The sequence below is a fragment of the Kitasatospora sp. NPDC094028 genome, from assembly GCF_049543595.1.
Classification (GTDB): Bacteria; Actinomycetota; Actinomycetes; order Streptomycetales; family Streptomycetaceae; genus Kitasatospora.
Genome location: NZ_JBMVFA010000002.1, coordinates 527,362 through 550,137, shown reverse-complemented (window position 1 = coordinate 550,137; position 22,776 = coordinate 527,362). Strand labels below are relative to the sequence as shown.

Genomic DNA, 22,776 nt, shown 5'->3' with positions numbered 1-22,776 from the left:
CCGGGCCGGCCGGGACCGGCGGCTGTGGACGACCTTCCGGGAGCCCCGGACGGCCGCGCCGATGCGGTCCCCCGGCCGAAGGCCGGAGGAGGGCGAACGAGCCGATCGGGTCGTTCGTGAGTAACGGCGTACGGACCCTGTGGGTGACGGTCCGGGTCACCCGGTTACCTCGGGGCGGCCCGGGTCGTTCGGCAGGGCATGAAGAAACTCGCCACCCTGGCCGCCCTCACCATGGCGGGCCTCGCCCTCGCCGCCCCGGCGGCGTCCGCCACCTCCCAGACCGCCGTCTCCCCGGACGCCACCGGCGGTCTCACCGACGGGATGAACCTCTCCCCCGCCGACCTCGCCCTGCAGACCGCGGGCAAGCTCAACCTCCCGGTCGTCAGCCACACCGCCGACGAGGTGGAGGCGGTCGGCACCAACCAGATGAGCCACCCGGGCCTCAGCGGGCAGATCGGCTGACCGGCGCGGCCCCGGCGGCCGACCGACCCCCGTACGGTCGGCCGCCCGGGCCCCGACCCGACCCGCGGGGCGGGTCAGCCCGCCGAGAGGTCGTTCAGCTCCTGGTAGCCCAGCCCGTCCGCCAGGGCGGTGTACGTGCCGCTGCCGTACACCTCCTCGGCGGCCCGGCGTACGGCCGCGTACGCCGCCTCCGCCAGGCCCGGGCCGAGGCTGATCCGGGCCACGCCGAGCCGCGCCAGCTCGGCCACCGGGAGGCAGCCGGGGCCGGCCAGCACGTTCAGCGGCGCGGGGACGGCCGCGACCAGCGCGGCGATCGTCTCCGGATCGTCCACGCCCGGCACGAACACGCCGTCCGCGCCCGCGTCGAGGTACAGCTTCAGCCGGCGGACCGCCTCGTCCAGCCGGCCCTCCGGCTCGCCGATCCCCCGCAGGAACACGTCGGTGCGGCCGTTCAGGTAGGCCGGGACGCCGGCCGCGTCCGCCGCCGCCCGGGCCGCGGCGATCCGCTCGGCGGCCTGCTCGGCCGGGTACGCGGCATCCTCCAGGTTGAACCCGACCGCGCCGGTGGCGAGCAGCGCGGCGACCGTCTCGCCGACCCCGGCGGCGGTGTCGGCGAAGCCGCTCTCGATGTCCGCGGTGACCGGCAGGGCGACCGACCGGACCACCTGGGCGGTGCGGACCAGCACCTCCGCACGGTCGGCGCCGCCGCCGTCCGCGCTGCCCAGCGACCAGGAGACGCCGGCGCTGGCCGTGGCCACCGCCTTCGCCCCGGCGGCCGCCACCAGGCGGGCGCCCGCCGCGTCCCAGACGTTCGCCAGCACCACCGGGTCGCCCGGGCGGTGCAGTTCCCGGAGCAGCCGGGCCTTCTCCTGCTGGTCGTTCATGTCCGTCCGTCTCACTTCGCGGCCGGGCTGAGGCGGGTGGCCACGCCGATCCGGTTCCAGGCGTTGATGGTGGCGATCAGCGCGATCAGCTGGGCCAGCTCGGCCTCGTCGAACCGCGCGGCGGCCTCGGCGTACACGGCGTCCGGCACGTGGCCCTGGGTGAGCAGGGTGACGGACTCGGTGAGGGCCAGCGCGGCGCGCTCGCGGGCGGTGAACCAGGGGGTCTCGCGCCAGGCCGGCAGGGAGAGCAGGCGGTGGTCCTGCTCGCCGTGCGCGCGGGCGTCGGTGGCGTGCATGTCGATGCAGAAGGCGCAGCCGTTGATCATCGAGGCGTGCACCTTGACCAGCTCGGCGAGGGTCGGGTCCAGGCCCTTCCGGGAGGCGCGGTCCACGGCGATCATCGCCTGGTAGTACTCGGGGGCCAGCTGCGGCATCGGGAGGCGCTGCGCGGGAGCGGGGACCGGGGCGTCGGCGGCCCCGGCCCCGGTCGTCGCGGTGTCGGTCGTCGTCATGGGGCCAGCCTAGGAAACCGATGGCCCGTCGTCCTGGTGTGATCGACTCCCGTTTCCTTGGGCCACTTCCGGCCGGCGAACGTGCGTGCGAGGATCGACGGGAGGATCGGATCAGGGGGAAACCAGCTCGTGTGCACGGCGTTCGTCAGCATAGAACCAGGCTCCGCGGTACCGGTACTGCTGCTCTCCGTCCGGGACGAGTACCTCGGCCGGCCCTGGCTGCCGCCCGGCCGCCACTGGCCGGACCGGCCCGGCCCGGTCGGCGGTCTCGACCTCGCCGCCGGCGGCACCTGGCTCGCCGTCGACCCCGAACGGCGCACCGCCGCCTGCCTGTTGAACGGCTTCGGGCCGCTCGCCCCGGCCGCCACCCGGCTCTCCCGGGGCGCCCTGCCGCTCACCGCCGTCCGGCACGACGGCATCGGCCATCTCGACCTCACCCCGTACGACCCCTTCCACCTCGTCCTGGTCCGGCCGGACGGCGCCCGGGTCACCAGCTGGGGCGGGCACGGGGAGCCGGAGGAGCACGAACTGCCCACCGGGCTCAGCGTGGTCGTCAACGACGGGCTGGAGGGTGTGGCCGCCAGCCGTACCGCCTCGGAGCGGGTGCGCGCCCTGATGGCCGCCCGCGCCGCGCACTTCCGGGCCCGGTTCGGCGCCACCCCGCGGCCGCGGCCGACCGCCGAGGGAACGGCCGAACAGGCCTGGGGCGACTGGCTGCCCATCGTCGCCGGCGACGGGCTGGCGCTGGACGCGGACGCGGCGCTCGTCCAGCGGCGCGACTTCGGCGACGGCCGGCTCTGGGGCTCCTCCGCCATCTCCCTGCTCGCCCTCGGGCCGGAGCTGCTGCGCTACGACTTCGCCGCCGCGCCGCTGCCGGACGGGCCCGGCTGGCAGCGGGTCGCGCTCGACTGACGCCCAGGGTGCGGAACCCCCGCCGCGGGAAAAGGACTTGCACCTGACGCAACGGCAGGCGGCAGGGTGGGTCCGTCGACCCGTAGGAGGCCCACGATGGACCCCGTCCGCCCAGCGCGTTCACCCGAACCGGACCGCACGCCCCGCGCCCTGCCCGCCGTCCTGACGGTGGCCCTGCCGCTGCTGGGCCTCCCGCTCGCGGTGACCGCCCTGCTGCTGCTCGGCGGCGCCGCGCACCGGACCGCGCCGTCCGCGGCCCTGCTCGGCTCGTTGGCCGCCGCGCTGCTCGGGCACCTCGACCTCGGTGTCCTGCAGCCGTACGCTCGGTGAATTTCCGATCGTCGCACTGCCGGGCGTCTACAGGTCGGTAGTAGCTTCGCGGAGGCCCCCGGTATCGGCCGGCCGCAGACTCCGAGCGAAGGTGCGCGATGTCCACCCTGACCTACCCGGAAGCGATAGGCGTCGGCCTGCTGCAGGGTGTGACGGAACTCTTCCCGGTCTCCAGCCTCGGCCACAGCATCCTGCTCCCGGCCCTGCTCGGCGGGAAGATCCAGCGGGACCTCGACATGACCGCCGACGGCTCCTCCTACCTCGCCGCCCTGGTCGCCCTGCACCTGGCCACCGCGCTCGCGCTGGTGGTGTTCTTCTGGCGGGACTGGGTCCGGGTGGTCAGCGGCCTGGTCAGCTCCGCCCGGCACCGCCGGGTGCGGACCCGGGACGAGAAGCTCGCGTGGCTGCTGATCATCTCCACCATCCCGGTCGGCATCGCCGGGCTCGTCCTGGAGAAGGCCCTGCGGCACGCCCTCGGCAAGCCCGTCCCGGCCGCCGTCTTCCTCGCCCTCAACGGGCTCGTCCTGCTCGGCGCCGAGCGCCTCAAGCGCGGCGGCACCGGCCGCCGCCGCGCCGGGCACGCCGCCCCCGTCGACGAGCCGGGCATCGACGACCCGGCCGTCGCCTCCGACGCCCGGCTGACCCGGCTCAGCTTCGGCCAGGGCGCCTGGATCGGCGCCGCCCAGATCCTCGCGCTCTTCCCCGGCGTCTCCCGCTCCGGCGTCACGATGAGCGCCGGCATCCTGCGCGGCCTCCACCACGAGGACGCCGCCCGCTTCTCCTTCCTGCTCGCCACCCCGGTCATCCTGGCCGCCTCGGCCCTGAAGGTCCCCGAGCTCTTCAAGCCGGAGAACTCCGACGTCCTCGGCCCCGTCGCGGCCGGCAGCGTCGCCGCCTTCGTCGCCGGCTACGTCTCGGTCCGGTTCCTCACCAAGTACTTCGAGACCCGCAGCCTCACCCCGTTCGCGATCTACTGCTTCCTGGCCGGCGTCGGCAGCGCCGTCTACCTCTCGCTCTGACCCGTCTACCTCTCGCTCTGACCCGGGTACCTCCCGGTCCGAGCCGGGCCTGACCGGGCCGTCCGCGTCCTCGACGCGGACGGCCCGCGGTGCGTTCAGGCGGGCAGGCCGAGGGCGGCGAGGCGGGTGGGGTCGGTGAGGATGTCGAGGCCGGTGACGCGGCCGTCGTGGATGGTGAAGGACATCACCGAGAGCAGGCGGCCACCCGCGTAGGAGACGACGCCAGGGGAGCCGTTGACCAGGACCGGGCGGGCCTCGGCGGCGAAGCGGGCGAAGGTGATCGCCTGGGAGGCGACCTCGGCCGCGCCGCGGCGCAGGACGCTGGGCACCAGGGTGCCGCCGTCCGAGCGGGCCACCACGTCCGGGTCGAGGACGGTGAGCAGGGCCTCGAAGTCCCCACCGCGCGCGGCGGCCAGGAAGGCGTCCACCACCCGGCGCTTGCGGACGGTGTCGGTGTCGGCGGCCGGGGTGGCGCCCTGGACGCGGCGGCGGGCGCGGCTGGCCAGCTGGCGGGTGGCGGCCGGGGTGCGGCCGAGCACCTCGGCGATCGCGTCGAAGGGCAGCTCGAACAGGTCGTGCAGCACGAAGGCCACCCGCTCGGCCGGGGACAGCGTCTCCAGCACCACCATCAGCGCGAGGCCGACCGAGTCGGCGACCAGGATCTCCCGCTCCGGGTCGAGCGCCGCCAGGCCGCCGACCACCGGATCGGGCAGCCGGACCCGGCCGTCCTCCTCGGGCAGCGGGTCCTCCTTGCGGGCGGTGCGGGAGCGCAACTGGTCCAGGCAGATCCGGCCGACGACGGTGGTCAGCCAGGCGCCGAGGTTGCGCACCTCGCCCACGTCGCTGCGCTCCAGCCGCAGCCACGCCTCCTGGACGGCGTCCTCGGCCTCGGCGACCGAGCCCAGCATCCGGTAGGCCACCGACCGCAGTTGGGGCCGTTCCGCCTCGAAGCGGTCGGCCAGAGAACTTTTCCCGGTCACCTGTCACATCCTCGCGTCGGCATCCGTCGATCCGATGACGGACGCTAACCGACGAAGAGGAGCCAGCGGTGACCACCGCCGAAACCAGCAGCACCGGCACCACCCGCACCACCACCGCCCGCATGAAGAACCCCGCGTACGTCCTGCCGGACGCGATGAAGGGCATCCAGACCATCTACAAGTCGATGTACCAGGGCGGCGTCGCCCCGCGGCTGCTGGAGCTGGTCCACCTGAGGGCCAGCCAGATCAACGGCTGCAGCGCCTGCGTGTTCGGGGGCGTGGACAGCGCCAGGAAGCACGGCGTGAGCGACGACCAGCTGCACGCACTGGTCGCCTGGCGGGAGGCGCCGTTCTTCAGCGACGAGGAGCGCGCCACGCTCGCCCTGACCGAGGCCGCCACCCGGATCGCCGACCGCTCCGGCAAGGCCGTCCCGGACGAGATCTGGGACGCGGCCGCCGACCACTTCAGCGAGGAGCAGCTCTCCGCGATCATCCTGATGATCAGCCTGACCAACTTCTTCAACCGGATCAACACCACCATCGAGGAGCCGGCCGGCACCACCTGGAGCTGAGCCGCGACGCGGGACAATGGGCCGGTGAACGGCTCCTGGACCTCCTTCGGCGGCGACCTGCACCTGGACCTCACCGAGCGGCGCGCGGCCGGTGCCGGGCTGCGGGCCGCCTTGGAGGACGCCCTGCGCGAGGCCGTCCAGGACGGCCGGCTCGCGGCCGGCACCCGGCTGCCGTCCTCCCGGGCGCTGGGCGAGGACCTGGGGATCGCCCGCAACACCGTGGTCGAGGCGTACGGCCAGCTCACCGCCGAGGGCTGGCTCAGCTCCCGGCAGGGCTCCGGCACCACCGTCGCCCAGCGGTCCGTGCCGGCCCGCGGCCCCCGCGGCACCCGCGGCACCTGCGGCGCCCGGACGGGGCCGCACCGGCCGGCCTTCCGGCACGAGCTGATGTCCGGGCGCCCCGACCTGTCGCTGTTCCCCCGCACCGCCTGGCTGGCCGCCGCCCGCCGGGCACTGGCCACCGCCCCGCACGAGGCGTTCGGCTACGGCAGCCCGCTCGGCCGGATCGAGCTGCGGGAGGCGCTGACCCACTACCTGGCCCGGGTCCGGGGCGTGCGCACCGACCCGGACCACCTGTTGCTCTGCACCGGCGTCTCCCAGGGCCTGGGCCTGCTGTGCGCGGCGCTGCGCGAGCGAGGCACGAGCGCGCTCGCCGTCGAGCGGTACGGGCTGCCGCCGCAGCACGCCGTCGCCCGGGCGGCCGGGCTGGCGATCCGGCCGCTGCCGCTGGACGGCGACGGCGCCCGGGTGGACCGGCTGGACGAGCACAGCGGCGCCGTCCTGCTCACCCCCGCCCACCAGTACCCGACCGGCGCGGTGCTGTCCGCCGAGCGCCGGGCGGCGGCGGTGCGCTGGGCCCGCGAGCGGGACGGCTACGTCGTCGAGGACGACTACGACGGCGAGTTCCGCTTCGACCGGCAGCCGCTCGGCGCGATGCAGGCGCTCGACCCGGAGCGGGTGGTGTACGCCGGGACGGCCGCCAAGAGCCTCGCGCCGGGCCTGCGGCTGGCCTGGCTGGCCCTGCCGGACGACCTGGTGGAACCGGTCGCCCGGCTGAAGTCCCGGGCCGACACCATGTCCCCGGTGCTCGACCAGCTGACCCTGGCGGAGCTGATCACCTCCGGGACGTACGACCGGCACGTGCGGCGCTGCCGCCTGCACTACCGGCGCCGGCGGGACCGGCTGGTCGCCGCGCTGGCCGAGCACGCCCCGCACGTCGAGGTGACGGGCATCGCCGCCGGGCTGCACGCCGTGGTCCAACTGCCGCCCGGCGCGGGCTCGGAGGCCGAGCTGCTGGCCCGCGCCGAGGCCGCCGGGATCTCGTTGAGCGGGCTGAGCTGGCACCGCGCCGAACCGGATGCCGGGCCGGATACCGGGCCCGAGTCCGGGTCCGGGTCCGGGTCCGGGCCCGAGTCCGGGTCCGAGTCCGACGACGGGCCGGCGGTCGGCCCGGACGCGGCCGGCCCGGCCCTGGTGATCGGCTACGCCACCCCGCCCGAGCACGCCTTCCCGGCGGCCCTGGCGGCGCTCTGCGAGCTGCTGCGCGAGCGCTGAACCCGCCTGCCGGCGCGGCTACTTGTTGCGGTTGCCCAGCTGGAACAGGAGGATGATGAAGCCGGCGAAGGCGTGGCAGCCGACGGTGTAGATCACCAGGCGGAGGTAGATCCGCTTGTTGGCCCACTTGCCGGCGTCCATGGTCTTCGGACCGGCGGCGGTGTCGGGGGCGAGCGCCGGGTTGGTGGTGGTGGGATCGGCCATGGTGATCTCCTCCGAAGGGTTCTGACGGACGGTCAGTGGATCGCTGCGGGCCCGCCGCCCAGGCAGAGGTCGCCGCCCGGGCTCTGCAGCAGGGTGTGGACGAAGAGCAGTTCGACCCCGTCCTCGGACTCGGCCGCGATGCAGTGCGGGGTGAGCGAGTCGTAGTGGGCGGAGTCGCCGGGGCCCAGCTGGTGGACGCGGTCGCCGAGGGTGACCCGCAGCGTGCCGCTCAGCACGTACAGCCACTCCTCGCCGGGGTGCACCCGGACCACCGCGTCCTGCACGCCCGGCGGCACCTGCACCCGCAGCGCCTGCATGGCGCGGCCGGGGGCGCCGGCCCGCCGGTAGCCCCAGCCGCCGGCCCGGCCGGGCTCGATGGCGCCGCCGCGGACCACCGGGTCGGGCTCGGCCGCGGTCTCGCCGAGCAGTCCGGAGACGGAGGTGCCGTAGGCGCGGGCGAGGCCGAGCAGGACGGGCAGCGAGGGCTGCCGGCGGCCGGTCTCCAGCCGGGACAGATAGGCTGGGGAGAGACCGACCCGGGCGGCCGCGACCTCCAGGGTGAGGCGGCTGCTGAGCCGGTGCTCGCGCAGGCGGGCGGCGAGGCCGACGACCTCCTGGTCGTCGATCCGGTCGCCGGCGGCGTCCGCGCCGGTGGGGCTGCTGGTCATGTGACCAGTGGACACCCGCCCTGCCGCAGAGGCAAGAAATTTGCCTCAGGGGCAAACCAGGTTTGATCCGCTCATGAAGGGCCCGGGGCGGGTACGGGCACGCTCACGGGCGCGCTCACGAAGAAGCGCACTCACGGCCGCGGGATGTTGCGCAGGTTGCTGCGGGCCAGGTCGACCATCCGGCCCACCCCGCCGTTCAGCACCGTCCTCCCCGCCGCCAGCGCGAAGCCCTTCAGCTGGGCGGCGGTGATCCGCGGCGGGATGGAGAGCGCGTTGGGGTCGGTGACCACGTCGACCAGCGCGGGCCCCGGCCGCTCCAGCGCCTCCGTCAGCACCTCCCGGACCCGCTCCGGCTCGGTGACCCGCTTGGCGGGGATGCCCATCGCCCGGGCGATGCCCGCGTAGTCCACGTCGCCGTTGTCGATCTCGTACTCCGGGTAGCCGGAGACCAGCATCTCCAGCTTGATCATGCCGAGCGCGCCGTTGTTGAACACCACCGTCTTCACCGGCAGCCGGTGCTTGACCGCGGTGAGCAGTTCGCCGAGCAGCATGCCGATCCCGCCGTCGCCCGCCATCGCGATCACCTGCCGCCCGGGGCAGGCGAGTTGGGCGCCGATCGCATGCGGCAGGGCGTTCGCCATCGAGCCGTGCAGGAAGGAGCCGATCACCCGGCGCCGGCCGTTCGGCGTCAGGTAGCGGGCGGCCCAGACGTTGTTCATGCCGGTGTCCACGGTAAACACCGCGTCCTCGGCGGCGACCTCGTCCAGCACCGCCGCGACGTACTCGGGGTGGATCGGCAGGTGCTTGTCGATGCCCCGGGTGTACGCGCCGACCACGTCCTCCAGCGCCCGGCAGTGCTTGCGCAGCATCCCGTCCAGGAAGGAGCGGTCCCGCTTGGCGTCCAGCAGCGGCAGCACGGCCCGCAGGGTCGCGGCGACGTCCCCGTGCACGGCCAGTTCCAACGCGGTGCGGCGGCCCAGCCGGGTGGCGTCGTGGTCGACCTGCACCGTGCGGGCCTGCGGCAGGAACGAGTCGTACGGGAAGTCGGTGCCGAGCAGCAGCACCAGGTCCGCCTCGTGCAGCGCCTCGTGGCAGGCGCCGTAGCCGAGCAGGCCGCTCATGCCGACGTCGTACGGGTTGTCGAACTGGATCCACTCCTTGCCGCGCAGCGAGTGCCCGACCGGCGCGTTCAGCGTCTGCGCGGCCGCCATCACCTCGGTGTGCGCGCCACGGACTCCCGCGCCGCAGAACAGCGCCACCTTGCGGGCCGCGTTCAGCAGCCGGGCCAGCTCCTGCACCTGGGACCACGGCGGCGCGGCGACGGCCTGCTCGGTGAGGAAGTGGCTGCTGCCGGTCGGCCCGGCGGCGGGCCGCGCGGCGACGTCCCCGGGGAGGGCCAGCACCGAGACGCCGTGCGAGCCCAGCGCGTGCTGGATCGCGACGCGCAGCAGCCGGGGCAGCTGGGCGGGGGTGGACAGCATCTCGCACCAGTTGCTGCAGTCGGTGAACACCCGCTCGGGGTGGGTCTCCTGGAAGAAGCCGGTGCCGATCTGGCCGGACGGGATGTGCGAGGCGAGCGCCAGCACGGGCAGGCCGCTGCGCTGGGCGTCGTACAGGCCCTGGATCAGGTGGGTGTTGCCCGGGCCGCAGGAACCGGCGCAGACGGCGAGGCGGCCGCTCAGCTCGGCCTCGGCGGCGGCCGCGAAGGCGCCGGCCTCCTCGTTGCGCACGTGCACCCAGCCGATGCCGTCCGCCCGGCGGATCGCGTCGACGACGGGGTTCAGGCTGTCGCCGACGACGCCGTACACCCGCTCCACCCCGGCCTGCCGGAGCACCTCCACCATCTGTTCGGCCACGCTCGCCACGGAACAGCTCCTTCGCCGGGCGCCGGGTACGGCCGGGCGCCGGTTGCCACCGGACACCTGAACCCTCCGGCGCCCGGGCCCGCTCCGCACCCGGAACGGGCCCGAACAGGTGGACTACTCCGCCGCCAGGTGGTCCTGCTGCCCGAGCTTGCCGATGGCCAGGCCCGCCTGCGGCTGCCGGCGGGCGGGTTCGCGGCCCGGGGGCTGGACGCAGCGCTCCTGGGCGGGCGGGGCCGTGGTGGGCAGGGTGACCGGGGAGCCGGCCTTGACCTGCACGGCCTCGCCGTCGTGCCGCAGGTGCAGCACGTCGCCGCGGCGCAGCGCGTACGTCGTCCCGTCGTGGGTGATCCGGACGCCGAGCAGGTGCCCGCGGACCATCAGCGAGAAGCTGAGCTTCATCAGCCCGGGAGGCAGCCGGGGCCGGAAGGACAGCGTCTCGCTGTGGTCGCGCAGCCCGCCGAAGCCGGCGACGAGGGCGATGCAGGCCCCGGCGAGCGAGGCCATGTGCAGGCCGTCGCGGGTGTTGCCGCCGAGGTCGTGCAGGTCCATCAGCGCCGCCTCCGCCGTGTAGTCGTAGGCGAGGTCGAGCTGGCCGACCTCGGCGGCGATGACGGCCTGGGTGCAGGCGGAGAGGGAGGAGTCGCGGACGGTGAGGCGCTCGTAGTAGGCGAAGTTGCGGGCCTTCTGCTCGTCGGTGAAGGCGTCGCCGCGGACCTGCATGGCGAGGACCAGGTCGGCCTGTTTGACGACCTGCTTGCGGTACAGGTCGAAGTACGGGTAGTGCAGCAGCAGCGGGTACTTCTCGGCGGGGGTGTTGTCGAAGTCCCAGACCTGGTGGTGGGTGAAGCCGTCGGCTTGTGGGTGGACGCCGAGGTCGGCGTCGTACGGGAGGTACATCGCGGCGGCGGCGTCGCGCCAGGCGGCGGTCTCCTCGGTGTCGACGCCGAGGTCGGCGGCCTCGCGCGGGTGGCGGACGGCGGAGTCGGCGGCGGCGCGCAGGTTCGTCTGCGCCATCAGGTTGGTGTAGACGTTGTTGTCGGCGACGGCGCTGTACTCGTCGGGGCCGGTGACGCCTTCGATCCGGAACTTCCCGGCGGCGTCGTGGTGGCCGAGCGAGCGCCACATCCGGGCGGTCTCGACGAGGAGTTCGAGCCCGTACTCGCGCTCGAACTCGACGTCCCCGGTGGCCCGGACGTAGCGGACCACGGCGGCGGCGATGTCGGCGCCGATGTGGAAGGCGGCGGTGCCGGCCGGCCAGTACCCGGAGCACTCCTCGCCGCGGATCGTCCGCCAGGGGAACACCGCGCCGGCCAGGCCGAGTTGGGCCGCCCGCTCGCGGGCGAGCGGGAGGGTGGTGTGCCGCCAGCGCAGGGCCTGGTTGACGGCGCCGGGCAGGCAGTAGGTGAGCACCGGCAGGACGAAGGTCTCGGTGTCCCAGAAGCTGTGCCCGTCGTAGCCGGGGCCGGTCAACCCCTTGGCGGGGATGGCCCGTTCCTCGCTGCGGGCGCCGGCCTGCAGGGCGTGGAAGACGGCGAACCGGACGGCCTGCTGGAGTTCGACGTCGCCGTCGATCTCGATGTCGCTGGTGTCCCAGAACTGCCCCAGGTACTCGGCCTGTTCGGCGACGAGGCCGTCCCAGCCGGTGTACCGGGCGGCGGTGAGCGCGGCCTCGACCTGGTCGCGGACGGCCGGCAGCGAGCGGGTGCCGGACCAGCCGTAGGCGATGAACTTGACCAGCCGCAGCCGCTCACCGGGTTCGAGCACGGTGGTGACGCTGATCCGGCAGTGGTCGGACTCGGCCTCGGCGACGGTGTCGAGCTTGTCGGGGCCCTCGATGAGGTGGTCCATCCCGGCCGCGACCCGGATGCCGCTGTAGCGGGTGCGGTGCACCAGGACGGCCTTCGCGCCGCTCGCGTGGTGCGCCTCGGCCTGCAGCGGGGCCTCCAGGACGGCGGCGGCCCGCGGGTCGCCCTCGGGGCCGCCGGGCAGCTGCTCGTTGGCGACGAGCTCGGACTGCAGCACGATCCGCACCGGCCCGTCGACCGCCTCGACGCTGTACTCGACGGCGGCGACGGCGCGCTGGGTGAGCGAGACCAGTCGGGCGGACCTGACCCGGATGGTCCGGCCGGCCGGGGAGGTCCATTCGGCCTCCCGGTGCAGCAGGCCTTCGCGGAAGTCCAACCAGCGCTTGTGGCTGAGGAGTTCGCCGTAGCGCAGGTCGAAGGGCTCGTCGTCGACCAGCAGCCGGATGATCTTGCCGTTGGTGACGTTGATGACGCTCTGGCTGGACTCCGGGTAGCCGTAGCCGCCCTCGCCGTACGGCAGCGGGCGCAGCTCGAAGACGCCGTTGAGGTAGGTGCCGGGCAGGCCGTGCGGCTCGCCCTCGTCGAGGTTGGCGCGCAGGCCGATGTGCCCGTTGGAGAGCGCGAAGACGGACTCGGCGCGGGCCAACGAGGCGAGGTCCAGGCCGTGTTCGGCGATCTGCCAGGGGTCGACGGCGAAGTTGTCGGACGCGGTCATCGCGGGCCCTCCGCTCCGGACAGCAGGTCGGCGAGGTCGTCGACGACCACGGTGGCGCCGTCGCGGCGCAGTTCGGCGGCCTGGCCGGTGCGGTCGACGCCGACCACGGCGCCGAAGCCGCCGGCCCGGCCGGAGGCGACGCCGGCGAGCGCGTCCTCGAAGACGGCGGCGTGCGCGGGTTCGACGCCGAGGGCGCGGGCCGCGTACAGGTAGGTGTCGGGGGCCGGTTTGCCGGGCAGCCGCTCGCGGGCGGCGACCACGCCGTCGACGATCACCGGGAACAGCTCCAGGAGGCCCGCGGCGCGCAGCACGTCCCGGCAGTTGGCGCTGGAGGAGACCACCGCGCGGGGCAGTCCGAGCGCGTCCAGCCGGCGCACGTAGGCGACCGAGCCGGCGTACGGCTGGACGCCCCGGTCGTGGATGAGCCGCAGCACGGTGTCGTTCTTCGCCCGGCTGATGCCCTGCACGGTGCGGGCGTCCGGCGGGTCGTCCGGCGTGCCCTCGGGCAGGTCGATGCCCCGGCTGTGCAGGAACGCCCGGGTGCCGTCCAGTCGCGGCCGGCCGTCCACGTAGGTGTCGTACTCCGTGACGGCGTCGAAGGGGACGAACGGGCCGCCGGTGCGGGCGGCTTCGGCGCGCAGGAAGGTGTCGAAGGTGTCCTTCCAGGCCGCGGCATGCACCTTCGCGGTCTGGGTGAGCACCCCGTCGAGGTCGAAGAGGAAAGCGCGGATGTCGTCCGGTAGCCCCAGCATGGGTGCAGTATTGCCCGGCGCGGCCGGGGATGAGGGGGAAGCCGCCCATTTCCCGGCGGCGCGTCGCGGGAAGGGCGGCTTCCGTTCGCCTCTGGTCACCCGTCGTTCGTCAGGGCGAGTCCGGCAGTTGCGCCTCGGGGGCCTGGATGACGGCGAAGACGGCGCCCTGCGGGTCCCGCACGACGGCCATCCGGCCGGACTGCATGTCGAACGGCGGCTGGATCACCGAGCCGCCGGCCTTGACCAGGGCGTCCACGGTGGAGTCGGCGTCGTCGACCGAGAAGTACGCCATCCAGTGCGAGGGGGTGCCGCCGGCCAGGTAGCCGGGGATCGCCTGCATGCCGCCGACCGTGCGGTCGCCGACGTTGAGCGAGTAGTAGCCGTCCATGCCCTGGATGGTGGCCGGGCGCAGGCCGAGGGCCGGATGGTAGAAGCGGCCGGCGGCGTCGGTGTCGGAGGTGTTGAGTTCGTTCCAGACCAGCGCGCCGGGCTCGTTGACCACGCCGGCGCCGATGAAGTCCATCGCCTGCCAGACGCCGAACACCGCGCCGGTCGGGTCGGCGGCGACCAGCATCCGGCCGATCGTGCCGACGTCCATCGCCTCGTACAGGACGGTACCGCCGGCGTCGGTGACGGCCCGCTGGGTCGCGTCGGCGTCGTCCGAGGCGAGGTAGGTGGTCCAGCCGACCGGCGGCAGCGGCTGGCCCTCGGGCGCGGACTGCGTCATGATCCCGGCGACCGGACGGCCGTTGAGCGTGCACACGGCGTAGCCGCCGAACTCGGCCGGGCCGACCTCGCCCTGCCAGCCGAACAGGTCACGGTAGAAGTCGAGCGCGGCCTGCTGGTCGCTCGCCATCAGGTCGATCCAGCACGGGGTGCCGGGCTTGTACGGATCGGTGACTACGGGCATTGCTGGGCCTCCCGGAGGCGGTGGTGGCCGGCTGGGGTCGTCGGGCGGGCGCCGCGCGGCCCGACCGGTACGGCCGCACGCGCACGGCGGTACACCGCCCACCATCGGCCCGCCGCCGCGATCCCGCCACCGGACGGCGCCCTGGCGGGCGACCCGAGCGCCGTGGCCCCGTCCGGTGGTGACGCTCAGCCGCCGCTGCCGTACGAGGTGTTGGCGCAGATGTCGTCGTCCGCCGAGCGGGCGTCGTTGGTGAGGGTGGTGGGCAGCGGCTGCGGGGCGGTCGGACTGCCCGGGGCGGCGCCCGGGGTGCCGGAGGCCGCGCCGCCCACGCCGTTGGCGGCCGCGAAGTCCTGGCCGACGATCACCGACACGCCGCGCCCGCTGCCGGGCTCGATGCTGGCCCCCGGGAACAGCGCGGCGACCTTCTCGGCGTTCGCCTTCTGCCCGGAGCCGTACTCGACGGTCGTGGTCTTGACCTTGGTGCTGGACCCCTGGCCGGCCGTGACGGCGTTGAACTTGGCGCCCTTCAGCAGCTCGGTGCCCTTGCCGGCCAGGCCGTTGTTGGTGGTGCCGTTGTAGACCGAGACCTTGATCGTGGCGTTGGCGGCGTCCCCGGCCGGCGCGGCCGGGGTGGTGGGCGCGGCCGGGGTGCTCTGGGTGCCGGGGGCGTCCGGCTGCTGGCCGGTGGCGTTCTGGCCGTCGATGGTCTGGTCGGCCTTGAGGATGTCCCAGAGCCTGTTGGCGTCCGGCTGGACCAGGTCGATGTTGGCGTCCTGGGTGCGGTAGCGCCAGGGAGCGGTGACGAACTTGAGGTCGTGCATGTCGAGGTTCTTCAGCGACAGGCCGAAGGAGATCAGCTTGTCCGCGGAGTCCAGCCCCGGGTCGACGGTCAGCGACTTGGTGGCGGCGTCGGCCAGCGGCAGCAGGTTGGTGGGGCTCAGCCCCTCCTTCTTGATCTTGGTGGCGAGCGAGCTCAGGAAGGCCTGCTGGCGCTTCATCCGGCCGATGTCCGAGCCGTCGCCGATGCCGTGCCGCAGCCGCACGTAGTCGAGCGCCTTCTGCCCCTCGACGGTCTGCTTGCCCTGCGGGAGGACCAGGTCGCCCTTCTTGTGCAGGTTGGGGTTGATGTCGCCCTCGTAGATCGGCTTCGGCAGGCAGATGTCCACGCCGCCCACGGCCTTGGTCATCGAGGCGAAGCCGTTGAAGTCGACCACCATGGTGTGGTCCACCCGGATGCCGGTGATCTTCTCCACCGTGTTCTGGGTGCAGGCCGGGTTGCCGTCGTCGCTGCCGCCCATCGAGAAGGCCGCGTTGAACAGGTCGCTGCCGCCGCCCTTGGTCCACTTGCCGTTCGGCAGCTTGCAGGACGGGATCTGGACCCACGCGTTGCGCGGGATCGAGATGCCCACGGCGTGCTTGTGGTCGGCGTAGACGTGCAGCAGGATCGTGGTGTCCGAGCGGGCGCCGCCGTCCTCGCCGCCGCCGAGGTCGGCGTTGTTCTTGCCGCGGCTGTCCGAGCCGATCAGCAGGATGTTGACCGGCTTGTTGCCGTCCGCGTCGGCCTTGGCCTCCGGCGGGCGGTCGGTCGCTATCGCGTCGGCGTCGAAGGACTTGATGTTGGCGTTCAGCTTCAGGTAGATCGCGCCGCCCGCGCCCGCGATCAGCACCAGCACACCGGCCGCCGACCAGGCGACGATCTTCTTGACGTTCCGCTTCGGCTTGCCGCCGCGCCGGGCCGCCGCCCGTCCGCCGCCCTGGCCCGCGCCGTCCTTGGCGTCCTCGCCGCCTCTGCCGCCCTTGCCCTGGGCCGCCCGCCGGGCCTCGGCCCGACCACCGGCGCGCGGCGACGGCACGGCCGAACCCCCCGTGGTCGAGACCGCGCCGGGGGCGTCCTCGTCCCGATCCGGGCCCTCGCCCCACTGTCCTGACATGCGCGTACCTTTCACCGACGGAAGCGACGCCCCGGACGAACTGGCGCACCGCACACAGGAGACCGACCCGATCGGCTCCAGGTTGCACATACGAACGTCGAGACAAAACGACGAGCGTGGCTTCCGATCATATTTAGGGCTGTTGCGATCACGAACCTCCGGTCCACCAGCAGCCCCGGCGGCACGCCCGGGAGCCCTCGGCAGAACCGTCGAAAACGGTGGATTCCGGCGTGACCCACGCCACTTCGGCCGCCGACCGGCGCGCCGCGGTCCATCTCGACCTCGACCAGGCTCTCGGGGTGCTCGATCGGCAGGCTCGTCCGGTAGGCGACGGCGGGCATCGCCCCGCCCGTGGCGGAGTTCATCAACTCGCCCTTCTTTCAGTGGACTTGGCTCGAACGGGCCGGGCGGCCGAACCCCACTGCGGGCGCCCGGGCGCCCCGGACGTCGGCGGCGCTTCGGCGAACTGCGCACCCGCCGCCAGAGCGTGAGCCCCAAGGTCCTCACCCAGAGCCTGCGCCGGCTGGAGGATCACAGCCTGGTCCACCGCGAGGTCTGCGCCGAGGTCCCGCCCCGGGTCGAGTACAGCCTCACCGACCTGGGCACGGACGCCTGCGTCCCGCTCGCGCACCTGCGCGGCTGGGTGGACCGGAACACCGACCGGTTCCCGCAGGATCCGGCCCGCCCGCCTGCCCCGGACATGACGAAGGGCGCCCTCCCCGAAGGAGGACGCCCGACTCGGAAACACCCGCGCGCGGTGGGCCACCAGGGGCTCGAACCCTGAACCTACGGATTAAAAGTCCGCAGCTCTGCCAATTGAGCTAGTGGCCCGCGGCTCTCGGACCCGGCGTGCCGGGCGGGGAGGGCCACCGCGATCCTACCCGTTGGGGGGTGGGGCTCCGCCAGTGGATTGGGCGGGCGTGGCGGGCCGCGGGGCGCTCACGCGGACGGCCGGTAGTGGGCCGCGCGGACGCGCCGGAGCCAGGCCTCGGCGGGGCGCCGGTCGGGGGTGTCGGGGAGGACGCCCGGGCGGGAGAGGCGTTCGGCGGCCGCGGCGAGCAGGGGCGCGGCGGAGTCCGGTCGGTCGGCGATGCGTTCGCCGAGTTCGCGGACGCGTTCGGGGTCGGGCAGGCGGATCAGGTGCCGGCCGGTCTCGTGCAGGCGGACGGCCTGTTCGGTCAGCCGGACGAGGTGGCGGGCGTGCTTGGCGGCCCGGCGGCGGGCGGCCGGCTCGGCGGTGTCGCGGGTGAGCAGTTTGCGGAACTGCTGGTCGGCGTAGCCGAGGTAGGCCTTGCGGACGGCCGGGGCGCTGAGGAAGGTCGAGCGGATCGCGACGAGTTCGGCGCCGAGCGGGGTGCGGATCTCGTACAGGTCGTCGGGCAGCCAGACGAGTTCGGAGGCGGTCGGGTTGCAGCTCAGCGCCAGCCGGCACCACTTGGCGGCCTCGTGCAGGGTGAGGTCGGGCGTGGTGGTCACGTACGACTCGGCGGGGCGGTCCAGGCCGTGCAACTCCTCGGTGGGGGCGGCGAACAGGCCCAGCCGGTCGACGTCGGAGCCGGCGTGCGCGAAGCCGTAGGCGGTGGAGCCGACGATGCCGGAGAGCAGGACGGTCCCGGGGGCACCGGCACCGACGGGCACGGACGTGGGCACGGGCGCGGACGTGGGCAAGGGTCGGCTCCTCTCGGGCGGGTCGGCCGGGCACCGCATCCTCTCCGGCGGGCGCTGCCGCGGGCCACCGAATTCCGGCCGCACGCTCCCGCCGGATGATCGAACTGACGTGTAGCGTACGGAACATGTCGACCACCAACGATCCCGAAGAGGTCCTGCTCGTCACCGGCGGCGGCCGCGGCATCGGCGCCGCCACCGCCCTGCTGGCCGCCCGGCGCGGCTACCGGGTCTGCGTCAACTACCGGACGGACGAGGCCTCGGCCACGGCCGTCGTGGACGCCATCCGCGCCGAGGGCGGCACCGCCGTCGCCGTCCGCGCCGACGTCACCCGCACTGCCGAGGTGGAGCGGCTGTTCGCCGCCGTGGACACCGAACTCGGTCTGCTCACCGGCCTGGTGAACAACGTGGGCACGCTGGAGAAGCAGTGCCGGCTGGAGGACCTGGACGAGGACCGGCTGAACCGGATCTGGGCCGCGAACATCACCGGCCCGTTCCTGTGCGTTCCTTGACGTCTCCGGCGGGCGCTGCGCGGGCGCCCGCGCACGACGGAGCACGCGGACGGGAGGAAACCGGCCGACGCCGGACGGCCTCCTCCGGTTTCCTTCCCCCGGGCCCGCACCGCCCGTACGGTGGGGCACATGACCGACGCCTTCATCGAGATCCCCGGTGTGCGCAACTTCCGTGACGCGGGCGGGATCGGCAGCCTCCGCCGGGGCGTGCTGTTCCGCTCCGGTTCCTTCCACACCCTCACCGAGGAAGGCGCCCGCCGCCTCAAGGCCCTCGGCCTGCGCACCGTGATCGACCTGCGCAGCCCGTTCGAGCTGGAGGTCTGGCCGGACCAGCGGCACGGGCTCGACCTCGAATCCGTCAGCCTGCCGACCCTGCCGGCCAACCGCGAGGACGTCGACCAGCCCTGGCCCGAGGACCAGGCCACCCTCTACCCGTTCATGGCCGAGACCGGCGGCCCCTCGATAGCCGCCGTCGTCCGCCTGCTCGCCGACCCGGCCACCGGCCCGGCCGTCGTGCACTGCGCGGTCGGCAAGGACCGCACCGGCCTGACCGTCGCCGTCCTGCAGTCACTGCTCGGCGCGGACGAGGACGAGATCACCGCGGACTTCCTGCGCTCCAACCTCGGCCTCGGCCTGGACAAGGGCCCCGTCCCGTACGTCGACGAGACCGGCACCGAGCGCGTCTCCCGACCGGTCGGCGCCGAGCACCTGGCGTCCGCGCTCGGCACCATCCGCACCCGCCACGGCGACGTCCCCGCCTTCCTGGCGGCGCACGGCGTCACCGAGGACGAGCTCGCCGCCCTGCGCGCCAACCTGTCCTGACCGGCCCACCGGGCCTGACCCGGCCGGACCTGCGCGCACTCAGTCCCGCCGCTCGAACCGCCACCACTGCGCGGGCGAGTCGACGTCCTCCCACTGCTGGACCGCACCCTCGGGCGGTTCGGCGGCGGTCAGCGGCTTGCCGCTGATGAAGCTGGTGACGGTGTAGGTGCCCGGGGCGTCGACGTGGGCTTCGAGCAGCCACTCCTGGGCGCCGAAGGCGTTCGCCGACCACTGCTGGATCGGCACGCCGTCCTCGGTGGCGGCCCCGGTCACGTCGAGGCGCTTGCCGCTGGCGGCGTTCTCGATGTGGAAGAGCGCGCCGCCCGGGTGGACGGCGGCGAGCCGCCACAGCTGGGCGTCGGAGCCGTCGTCGGAGCCGACGCGGATCCTGGCGCCGCTGCGCCTGGAGGCGTCGGCGACCTCCAGCAGCAGGCCGGTGCCGACGTTGCGGATCAGGTAGCGGCCATCGGTGATCGCGGGGTTGGTCACGGTCGCAGTCTCCCACCGGGGTCCGACAGGCCGCCCCGCAGCATGCCGCCTCGTGGGCCCGGTGTGCCCGCTCATCGGTCCTGCATCAGCTCCACGGACCTGACTTTCCGCCAGTCCGGCGGTAGGCCGCTGCGGGGGGATGCCCATCCCCCCGGAGCGGCGTAGGCGCACCATCACGGAGGGTCATCTGCAGGACCGCGGAGTTCGGTGCACTGGCCCGCCACCTATGCTGCGGCGAATGTCTACCGATCAGATGCCTTCGCACCATCAGCAGCCCACCCTCCTCGACGCGGTGGCCGAGTTGGAGGCGGTGGTCGCGGCCGGGCACGACGAGCACGTCGGCCGGTTCCTGGGGCCGGTCGGCGGGCTGTTCGGCGGGGCCGGGCCGGCCGAACTGCACGCGGCCGGGCCGAGGCTGGCGGCGCTGCTGCCGGACGCCCCGCCGTTCCCCCGCGCCCACCTGGCCATGATGGTCGGCGCCTGCGTCGAGCAGGGCGCCGATCCGCTCGCCTGCGCGGGCCCCGTCCTGGCCGGCCTGCGCGGGGCGCTGACCGGCGCGCAGCGGCTGGTCGAGCGCTGGGCGGAGACCGGCGGCGGCCCGCTGCCCGACCCGGAGGAGGACGATCCGGCCGGGGCGCACGAGCGGATCGAGGACCCGGCCCGGCTCGACGAGTGGCACGCGCACCTGGCGGTGGTCGGCTGGTGGACGCTGCACCTGTGGCAGCAGGCCGCCTGGGCGGTGTACGCGCACCCGCCGGTCCGCGCCGAGGCCCGCGTCTCGGGCGTGACGGACGTCCTGCTGGAGCTGATCGGCCGGTACACCGGCGAGCAGCACGACTTCCGGGGCCTGACCCACCTGGCCCAGGTGCTCGACGACGAGCCGCTGCTCGTCCTCGACCGCCCGACCGGCACCGGCTACCTGCTGCGGATGAGCGGCCTGAGCGACACCTTCCAGCTGCACACCCTGCTCGCCGACGTGCTGATCGGCGGAGGCCACCTGCCCGGCGCCCCGCAGGACCCGGAGGTGGTCGCGCTGGCCCGCACCGCGTTCGTGGACGGCCGCCGGCTGATCGCCACCGGCGCGTTCAACCTGGTCGCGCCGGACGGCTCCTGGCTCTGGAACGAGGGGACGCCCGCCGACGTCCCGCCGCTGGACGGCGTCCGCACCCTGGTGCTGGAGCCGCTGCCGTACGAGCGCACCTGGACGGCCGGGCGGTTCCTCCAGGAACTCCCGGGGGACCTCCGGCTGGAGCGGGTGCTCGACCCGGCGGAAGCCGCCGCGCTGCTGGCCCGGACGGTGCCGGGCGTGGCCACGGCGTCGGCCTTCGGCTAGCGCCCGGGAGGCCCCGGCGCCGGGGCCGGTAAGCCGGGTTAGGGTCGGAAGCCGACGACGTCCCCCTGCCGACGTCCCCCGAGCGAGTGGAGCCGACGATGGCGAAGGTCCCGAACGTACTGGTGTCCGCCGCGCCCGCCGCGCTGACGGCGGCGAGCGGCCTGGTCGGCGGCTACGGCGTCGCCCGCTGGAGCGGCCGACGCGAACTCGGCGGCGCGGTGCTGGCGGTGGCCGGCGCCGGGGCGGCCGCGCAGTGGCGCCGCACCGCGGGCACGGGCGCCGCGGCGGCGCTGACCGGCCTGTACGTGGCGGCCTTCGGCGGCTCGCACCCGCTGGCGAAGCGGATCGGCGCCTGGCCGTCCGTGTTCGCCGTCACCGGCGTGGTCGCGGTGGCCTCCACCGCCGCGACGGCGCTGTGCGCCCGCCGGCGGTAGCCGGCGCCCTCAGGAGCTGATCAGCTCCCGAACCGCGCCTCGAAGGCGGCCCGGTTCACCGAGACCGGCGAGCGGTCCCAGACCGCGAACACCACCCGCTCGAAGGCCGCCCCGTAGCGGGCCAGCGCGCCCTCGAACGCCTCGGCGACCTGCGCCGGGTCGTTGCGGAACACCCCGCAGCCCCAGGCGCCGAGCACCAGCGCGCGGATCTCGTGCCGGGCGGCGGCCGCCAGCACCCGCTCGGCCCGCTCGGCGAGCACGCCCCGCACGTCGGTACCAGACGAACGCCGTTCCAGCTGGCCCGCGTTGGGCGCGGGCGAGGTCAGAAAGGTGACCGGGTACGGCCGGGCCAGCAGGTCGCCGCGCCCGCCGCGGATCACCGGGACGCCCGGCGAGACGATCACCCGGTGGCTGTACCGCAGGTCGGCCGAGGCCCGGTGCGCCTCGTAGTAGTCCGGCGCCTCCAGCAGGCAGGAGTACAGCAGCGCGCTGCGGCACAGGTCCTCCTCCTGGGCGCGGGCACCGCGCAGGTAGCCGCCGCCGGGGTTGCGCGCGGAGGCGAAGTTCAGCACCCCGACCGGCCCGGCCCCGGCCGCGACCAGCCGCCCGGCGGCCTCGACGCTGCCCTCGGCCGTCACCTCGATCCGCCCGCCGGCCGGGCCCGGCCCCGGCGCCCCGGCGGCCAGCAGCGCGTCCAGCGCCTCCGGCGCGTACGACACCGTGCCGGCCTTCGCCGCCGTCAGTTCCTTCCCCACCCGCACGAGTTCGCCCCCGGCCGTCCGGTAGCTCCCCCGCTCGGCGATCTCCTCGTTCACGCGTGCCACGTCGTGCAGTCTGCTGCTCATGCCGGTGACGCTACGGGACTACCGCCGACGCGCGCCACAGGTTATTCTCACTTCCAGAACAACACCTCGGGGGGGCTTGCCGGAGGTGTCGGGGGGTATCGGGGGAACGCGAAGGGCCCGCTCCGGGGGACGGAGCGGGCCCTTCGTGTGTTCAGTGCGGCCGGCGGTCGAGGACTACCGGCCGTACCGCGTCAGTTCTTCCAACGCGGCTTGCGGTCCTCGCGGTTGAAGCCGCCGCGGTCGTCACGGTCACGGCCGCCGCCGAAGCCGCCGGAGCGGGTGCCGCGGTCGTCGCGGCCGAAGCCGTTGCCCTGCGGGCGGCCGCCGGAGCGGTGGTCGTCGCGGCGGGCGAACGGACGGCTGTTGCCGCCGCGCTCGTCGCGGTCACGGCCGAAGGACGGGCGGTCGCCGAAGGAGCGGGCCGGGCGGTCGCCGAACGAGCGCTCGCCGAAGCCACCGGAGCGGCGGTCGTCGCGGTCACGGCCCTGGAAACCACCGCGGTCACGGTCGAAACCACCCGAGCGACGGTCGTCGCCGCCACGGCCACCGAAACCACCCGAACGGCGGTCGTCACGGTCACGGCCCTGGAAACCACCGCGGT

24 protein-coding genes, 1 tRNA gene and 1 pseudogene are annotated in these 22,776 nt (G+C 74.4%); 11 read left to right on the top strand and 15 right to left on the bottom strand.

From position 1 onward, the window contains the following. Nucleotides 1–198 precede the first annotated feature (198 nt). A complete protein-coding gene (locus ACPC54_RS05615; RefSeq protein ID WP_498961489.1) occupies nucleotides 199–462 on the top strand; it encodes a hypothetical protein in 264 nt (87 codons plus the stop codon). A gap of 74 nt (nucleotides 463–536) precedes the next feature. On the opposite strand, the gene ACPC54_RS05610 is transcribed toward ACPC54_RS05615, so the two are convergent. Next, nucleotides 537–1,346 carry an isocitrate lyase/PEP mutase family protein gene (locus ACPC54_RS05610; protein ID WP_498961487.1) on the bottom strand — a complete coding sequence of 270 codons (810 nt, stop codon included), beginning with the start codon at nucleotides 1,344–1,346 and terminating at the stop codon, nucleotides 537–539. A gap of 11 nt (nucleotides 1,347–1,357) precedes the next feature. After that, a complete protein-coding gene (locus ACPC54_RS05605; protein ID WP_498961485.1) occupies nucleotides 1,358–1,858 on the bottom strand; it encodes a carboxymuconolactone decarboxylase family protein in 501 nt (166 codons plus the stop codon). 129 nt (nucleotides 1,859–1,987) lie between these two features. Between ACPC54_RS05605 and ACPC54_RS05600 the strand changes: the two genes are divergently transcribed. From ACPC54_RS05600 to ACPC54_RS05590, 3 genes are all read left to right on the top strand, one after another. Then, nucleotides 1,988–2,770, top strand: a complete 783-nt coding sequence (locus ACPC54_RS05600; RefSeq protein WP_498961483.1) for an NRDE family protein — start codon at nucleotides 1,988–1,990, stop codon at nucleotides 2,768–2,770. Nucleotides 2,771–2,866: 96 nt separating this feature from the next. After that, nucleotides 2,867–3,100 (top strand): hypothetical protein, encoded by a 234-nt coding sequence (locus tag ACPC54_RS05595; RefSeq protein ID WP_498961481.1) that lies wholly within the window; start codon nucleotides 2,867–2,869, stop codon nucleotides 3,098–3,100. Between the two features lie 98 nt (nucleotides 3,101–3,198). After that, the gene (locus ACPC54_RS05590; RefSeq protein ID WP_498961479.1) at nucleotides 3,199–4,119 is read left to right on the top strand and encodes an undecaprenyl-diphosphate phosphatase; all 921 of its coding nucleotides are present in this window, start codon (nucleotides 3,199–3,201) and stop codon (nucleotides 4,117–4,119) included. Between the two features lie 95 nt (nucleotides 4,120–4,214). Here ACPC54_RS05590 and sigJ read toward each other — a convergent pair whose 3' ends face one another. Next, nucleotides 4,215–5,099, bottom strand: coding sequence for an RNA polymerase sigma factor SigJ (gene sigJ, locus ACPC54_RS05585; protein WP_498961477.1), 885 nt, complete (start codon nucleotides 5,097–5,099; stop codon nucleotides 4,215–4,217). A 122-nt stretch (nucleotides 5,100–5,221) separates the two neighbouring features. On the opposite strand from sigJ, the gene ACPC54_RS05580 reads away from it, so the two are divergent. Together ACPC54_RS05580 and pdxR are read left to right on the top strand one after the other, a co-directional pair. Then, complete coding sequence (locus tag ACPC54_RS05580; protein ID WP_498961569.1) at nucleotides 5,222–5,671, top strand: carboxymuconolactone decarboxylase family protein; 450 nt, start codon at nucleotides 5,222–5,224, stop codon at nucleotides 5,669–5,671. Nucleotides 5,672–5,695: 24 nt separating this feature from the next. Beyond that, the gene (gene pdxR / locus ACPC54_RS05575; protein ID WP_498961475.1) at nucleotides 5,696–7,225 is read left to right on the top strand and encodes a MocR-like pyridoxine biosynthesis transcription factor PdxR; all 1,530 of its coding nucleotides are present in this window, start codon (nucleotides 5,696–5,698) and stop codon (nucleotides 7,223–7,225) included. Between the two features lie 18 nt (nucleotides 7,226–7,243). Here the strand turns inward: pdxR and ACPC54_RS05570 are convergent, their stop codons facing one another. The 7 genes from ACPC54_RS05570 to ACPC54_RS05540 all read right to left on the bottom strand — a co-directional run bounded on the left by ACPC54_RS05570 (nucleotide 7,244) and on the right by ACPC54_RS05540 (nucleotide 16,075). Next, nucleotides 7,244–7,429 (bottom strand): DUF6126 family protein, encoded by a 186-nt coding sequence (locus ACPC54_RS05570; RefSeq protein ID WP_498961473.1) that lies wholly within the window; start codon nucleotides 7,427–7,429, stop codon nucleotides 7,244–7,246. 32 nt (nucleotides 7,430–7,461) lie between these two features. Continuing rightward, on the bottom strand, nucleotides 7,462–8,097 hold the full coding sequence (locus ACPC54_RS05565) for a helix-turn-helix domain-containing protein (protein WP_498961471.1): 636 nt from the start codon (nucleotides 8,095–8,097) through the stop codon (nucleotides 7,462–7,464). Between the two features lie 131 nt (nucleotides 8,098–8,228). Next, nucleotides 8,229–9,941, bottom strand: a complete 1,713-nt coding sequence (locus ACPC54_RS05560) for a pyruvate dehydrogenase (protein ID WP_498961567.1) — start codon at nucleotides 9,939–9,941, stop codon at nucleotides 8,229–8,231. A gap of 135 nt (nucleotides 9,942–10,076) precedes the next feature. Then, entirely contained in the window at nucleotides 10,077–12,482 is a 2,406-nt protein-coding gene (locus ACPC54_RS05555; protein ID WP_498961469.1) for a glycoside hydrolase family 65 protein, read from the bottom strand. After that, nucleotides 12,479–13,234 carry an HAD family hydrolase gene (locus ACPC54_RS05550; RefSeq protein ID WP_498961467.1) on the bottom strand — a complete coding sequence of 252 codons (756 nt, stop codon included), beginning with the start codon at nucleotides 13,232–13,234 and terminating at the stop codon, nucleotides 12,479–12,481. Before ACPC54_RS05550 ends, ACPC54_RS05555 begins: the two co-directional genes overlap by 4 nt. Nucleotides 13,235–13,343: 109 nt before the next feature. Next, on the bottom strand, nucleotides 13,344–14,144 hold the full coding sequence (locus ACPC54_RS05545) for a VOC family protein (protein WP_498961465.1): 801 nt from the start codon (nucleotides 14,142–14,144) through the stop codon (nucleotides 13,344–13,346). Nucleotides 14,145–14,329: 185 nt separating this feature from the next. Further along, entirely contained in the window at nucleotides 14,330–16,075 is a 1,746-nt protein-coding gene (locus ACPC54_RS05540) for an LCP family protein (protein WP_498961463.1), read from the bottom strand. Between ACPC54_RS05540 and ACPC54_RS05535 the strand changes: the two genes are divergently transcribed. Next, nucleotides 16,074–16,859 (top strand): winged helix-turn-helix transcriptional regulator, encoded by a 786-nt coding sequence (locus tag ACPC54_RS05535; protein WP_498961461.1) that lies wholly within the window; start codon nucleotides 16,074–16,076, stop codon nucleotides 16,857–16,859. The two genes, ACPC54_RS05540 and ACPC54_RS05535, sit on opposite strands and share 2 nt — an antisense overlap. Here the strand turns inward: ACPC54_RS05535 and ACPC54_RS05530 are convergent. Together ACPC54_RS05530 and ACPC54_RS05525 are read right to left on the bottom strand one after the other, a co-directional pair. Further along, nucleotides 16,834–16,906: transfer RNA gene (locus tag ACPC54_RS05530), tRNA-Lys, on the bottom strand. The genes ACPC54_RS05535 and ACPC54_RS05530 overlap by 26 nt on opposite strands. A 108-nt stretch (nucleotides 16,907–17,014) precedes the next feature. Then, on the bottom strand, nucleotides 17,015–17,743 hold the full coding sequence (locus tag ACPC54_RS05525) for a nucleotidyltransferase domain-containing protein (protein ID WP_498961459.1): 729 nt from the start codon (nucleotides 17,741–17,743) through the stop codon (nucleotides 17,015–17,017). Nucleotides 17,744–17,868: 125 nt separating this feature from the next. Here ACPC54_RS05525 and ACPC54_RS05520 point away from each other — a divergent pair, with 125 nt between their 5' ends. Continuing rightward, the gene (locus tag ACPC54_RS05520) at nucleotides 17,869–18,252 is read left to right on the top strand and encodes an SDR family NAD(P)-dependent oxidoreductase (RefSeq protein WP_498961457.1); all 384 of its coding nucleotides are present in this window, start codon (nucleotides 17,869–17,871) and stop codon (nucleotides 18,250–18,252) included. Between the two features lie 129 nt (nucleotides 18,253–18,381). Beyond that, nucleotides 18,382–19,074 carry a tyrosine-protein phosphatase gene (locus ACPC54_RS05515; protein ID WP_498961455.1) on the top strand — a complete coding sequence of 231 codons (693 nt, stop codon included), beginning with the start codon at nucleotides 18,382–18,384 and terminating at the stop codon, nucleotides 19,072–19,074. 39 nt (nucleotides 19,075–19,113) lie between these two features. On the opposite strand, the gene ACPC54_RS05510 is transcribed toward ACPC54_RS05515, so the two are convergent. Next, on the bottom strand, nucleotides 19,114–19,563 hold the full coding sequence (locus tag ACPC54_RS05510; RefSeq protein WP_498961453.1) for an RICIN domain-containing protein: 450 nt from the start codon (nucleotides 19,561–19,563) through the stop codon (nucleotides 19,114–19,116). Nucleotides 19,564–19,801: 238 nt separating this feature from the next. Between ACPC54_RS05510 and ACPC54_RS05505 the strand changes: the two genes are divergently transcribed. After that, nucleotides 19,802–20,896, top strand: a complete 1,095-nt coding sequence (locus tag ACPC54_RS05505) for a hypothetical protein (RefSeq protein WP_498961451.1) — start codon at nucleotides 19,802–19,804, stop codon at nucleotides 20,894–20,896. 98 nt (nucleotides 20,897–20,994) lie between these two features. After that, the gene (locus tag ACPC54_RS05500; protein ID WP_498961449.1) at nucleotides 20,995–21,330 is read left to right on the top strand and encodes a hypothetical protein; all 336 of its coding nucleotides are present in this window, start codon (nucleotides 20,995–20,997) and stop codon (nucleotides 21,328–21,330) included. 20 nt (nucleotides 21,331–21,350) lie between these two features. On the opposite strand, the gene ACPC54_RS05495 is transcribed toward ACPC54_RS05500, so the two are convergent. Both ACPC54_RS05495 and ACPC54_RS05490 read right to left on the bottom strand, forming a co-directional pair. Further along, on the bottom strand, nucleotides 21,351–22,175 hold the full coding sequence (locus tag ACPC54_RS05495) for a TIGR02452 family protein (protein ID WP_498961447.1): 825 nt from the start codon (nucleotides 22,173–22,175) through the stop codon (nucleotides 21,351–21,353). A gap of 191 nt (nucleotides 22,176–22,366) precedes the next feature. Continuing rightward, a pseudogene (locus ACPC54_RS05490) lies at nucleotides 22,367–22,776 on the bottom strand (DEAD/DEAH box helicase); the annotation flags it as partial.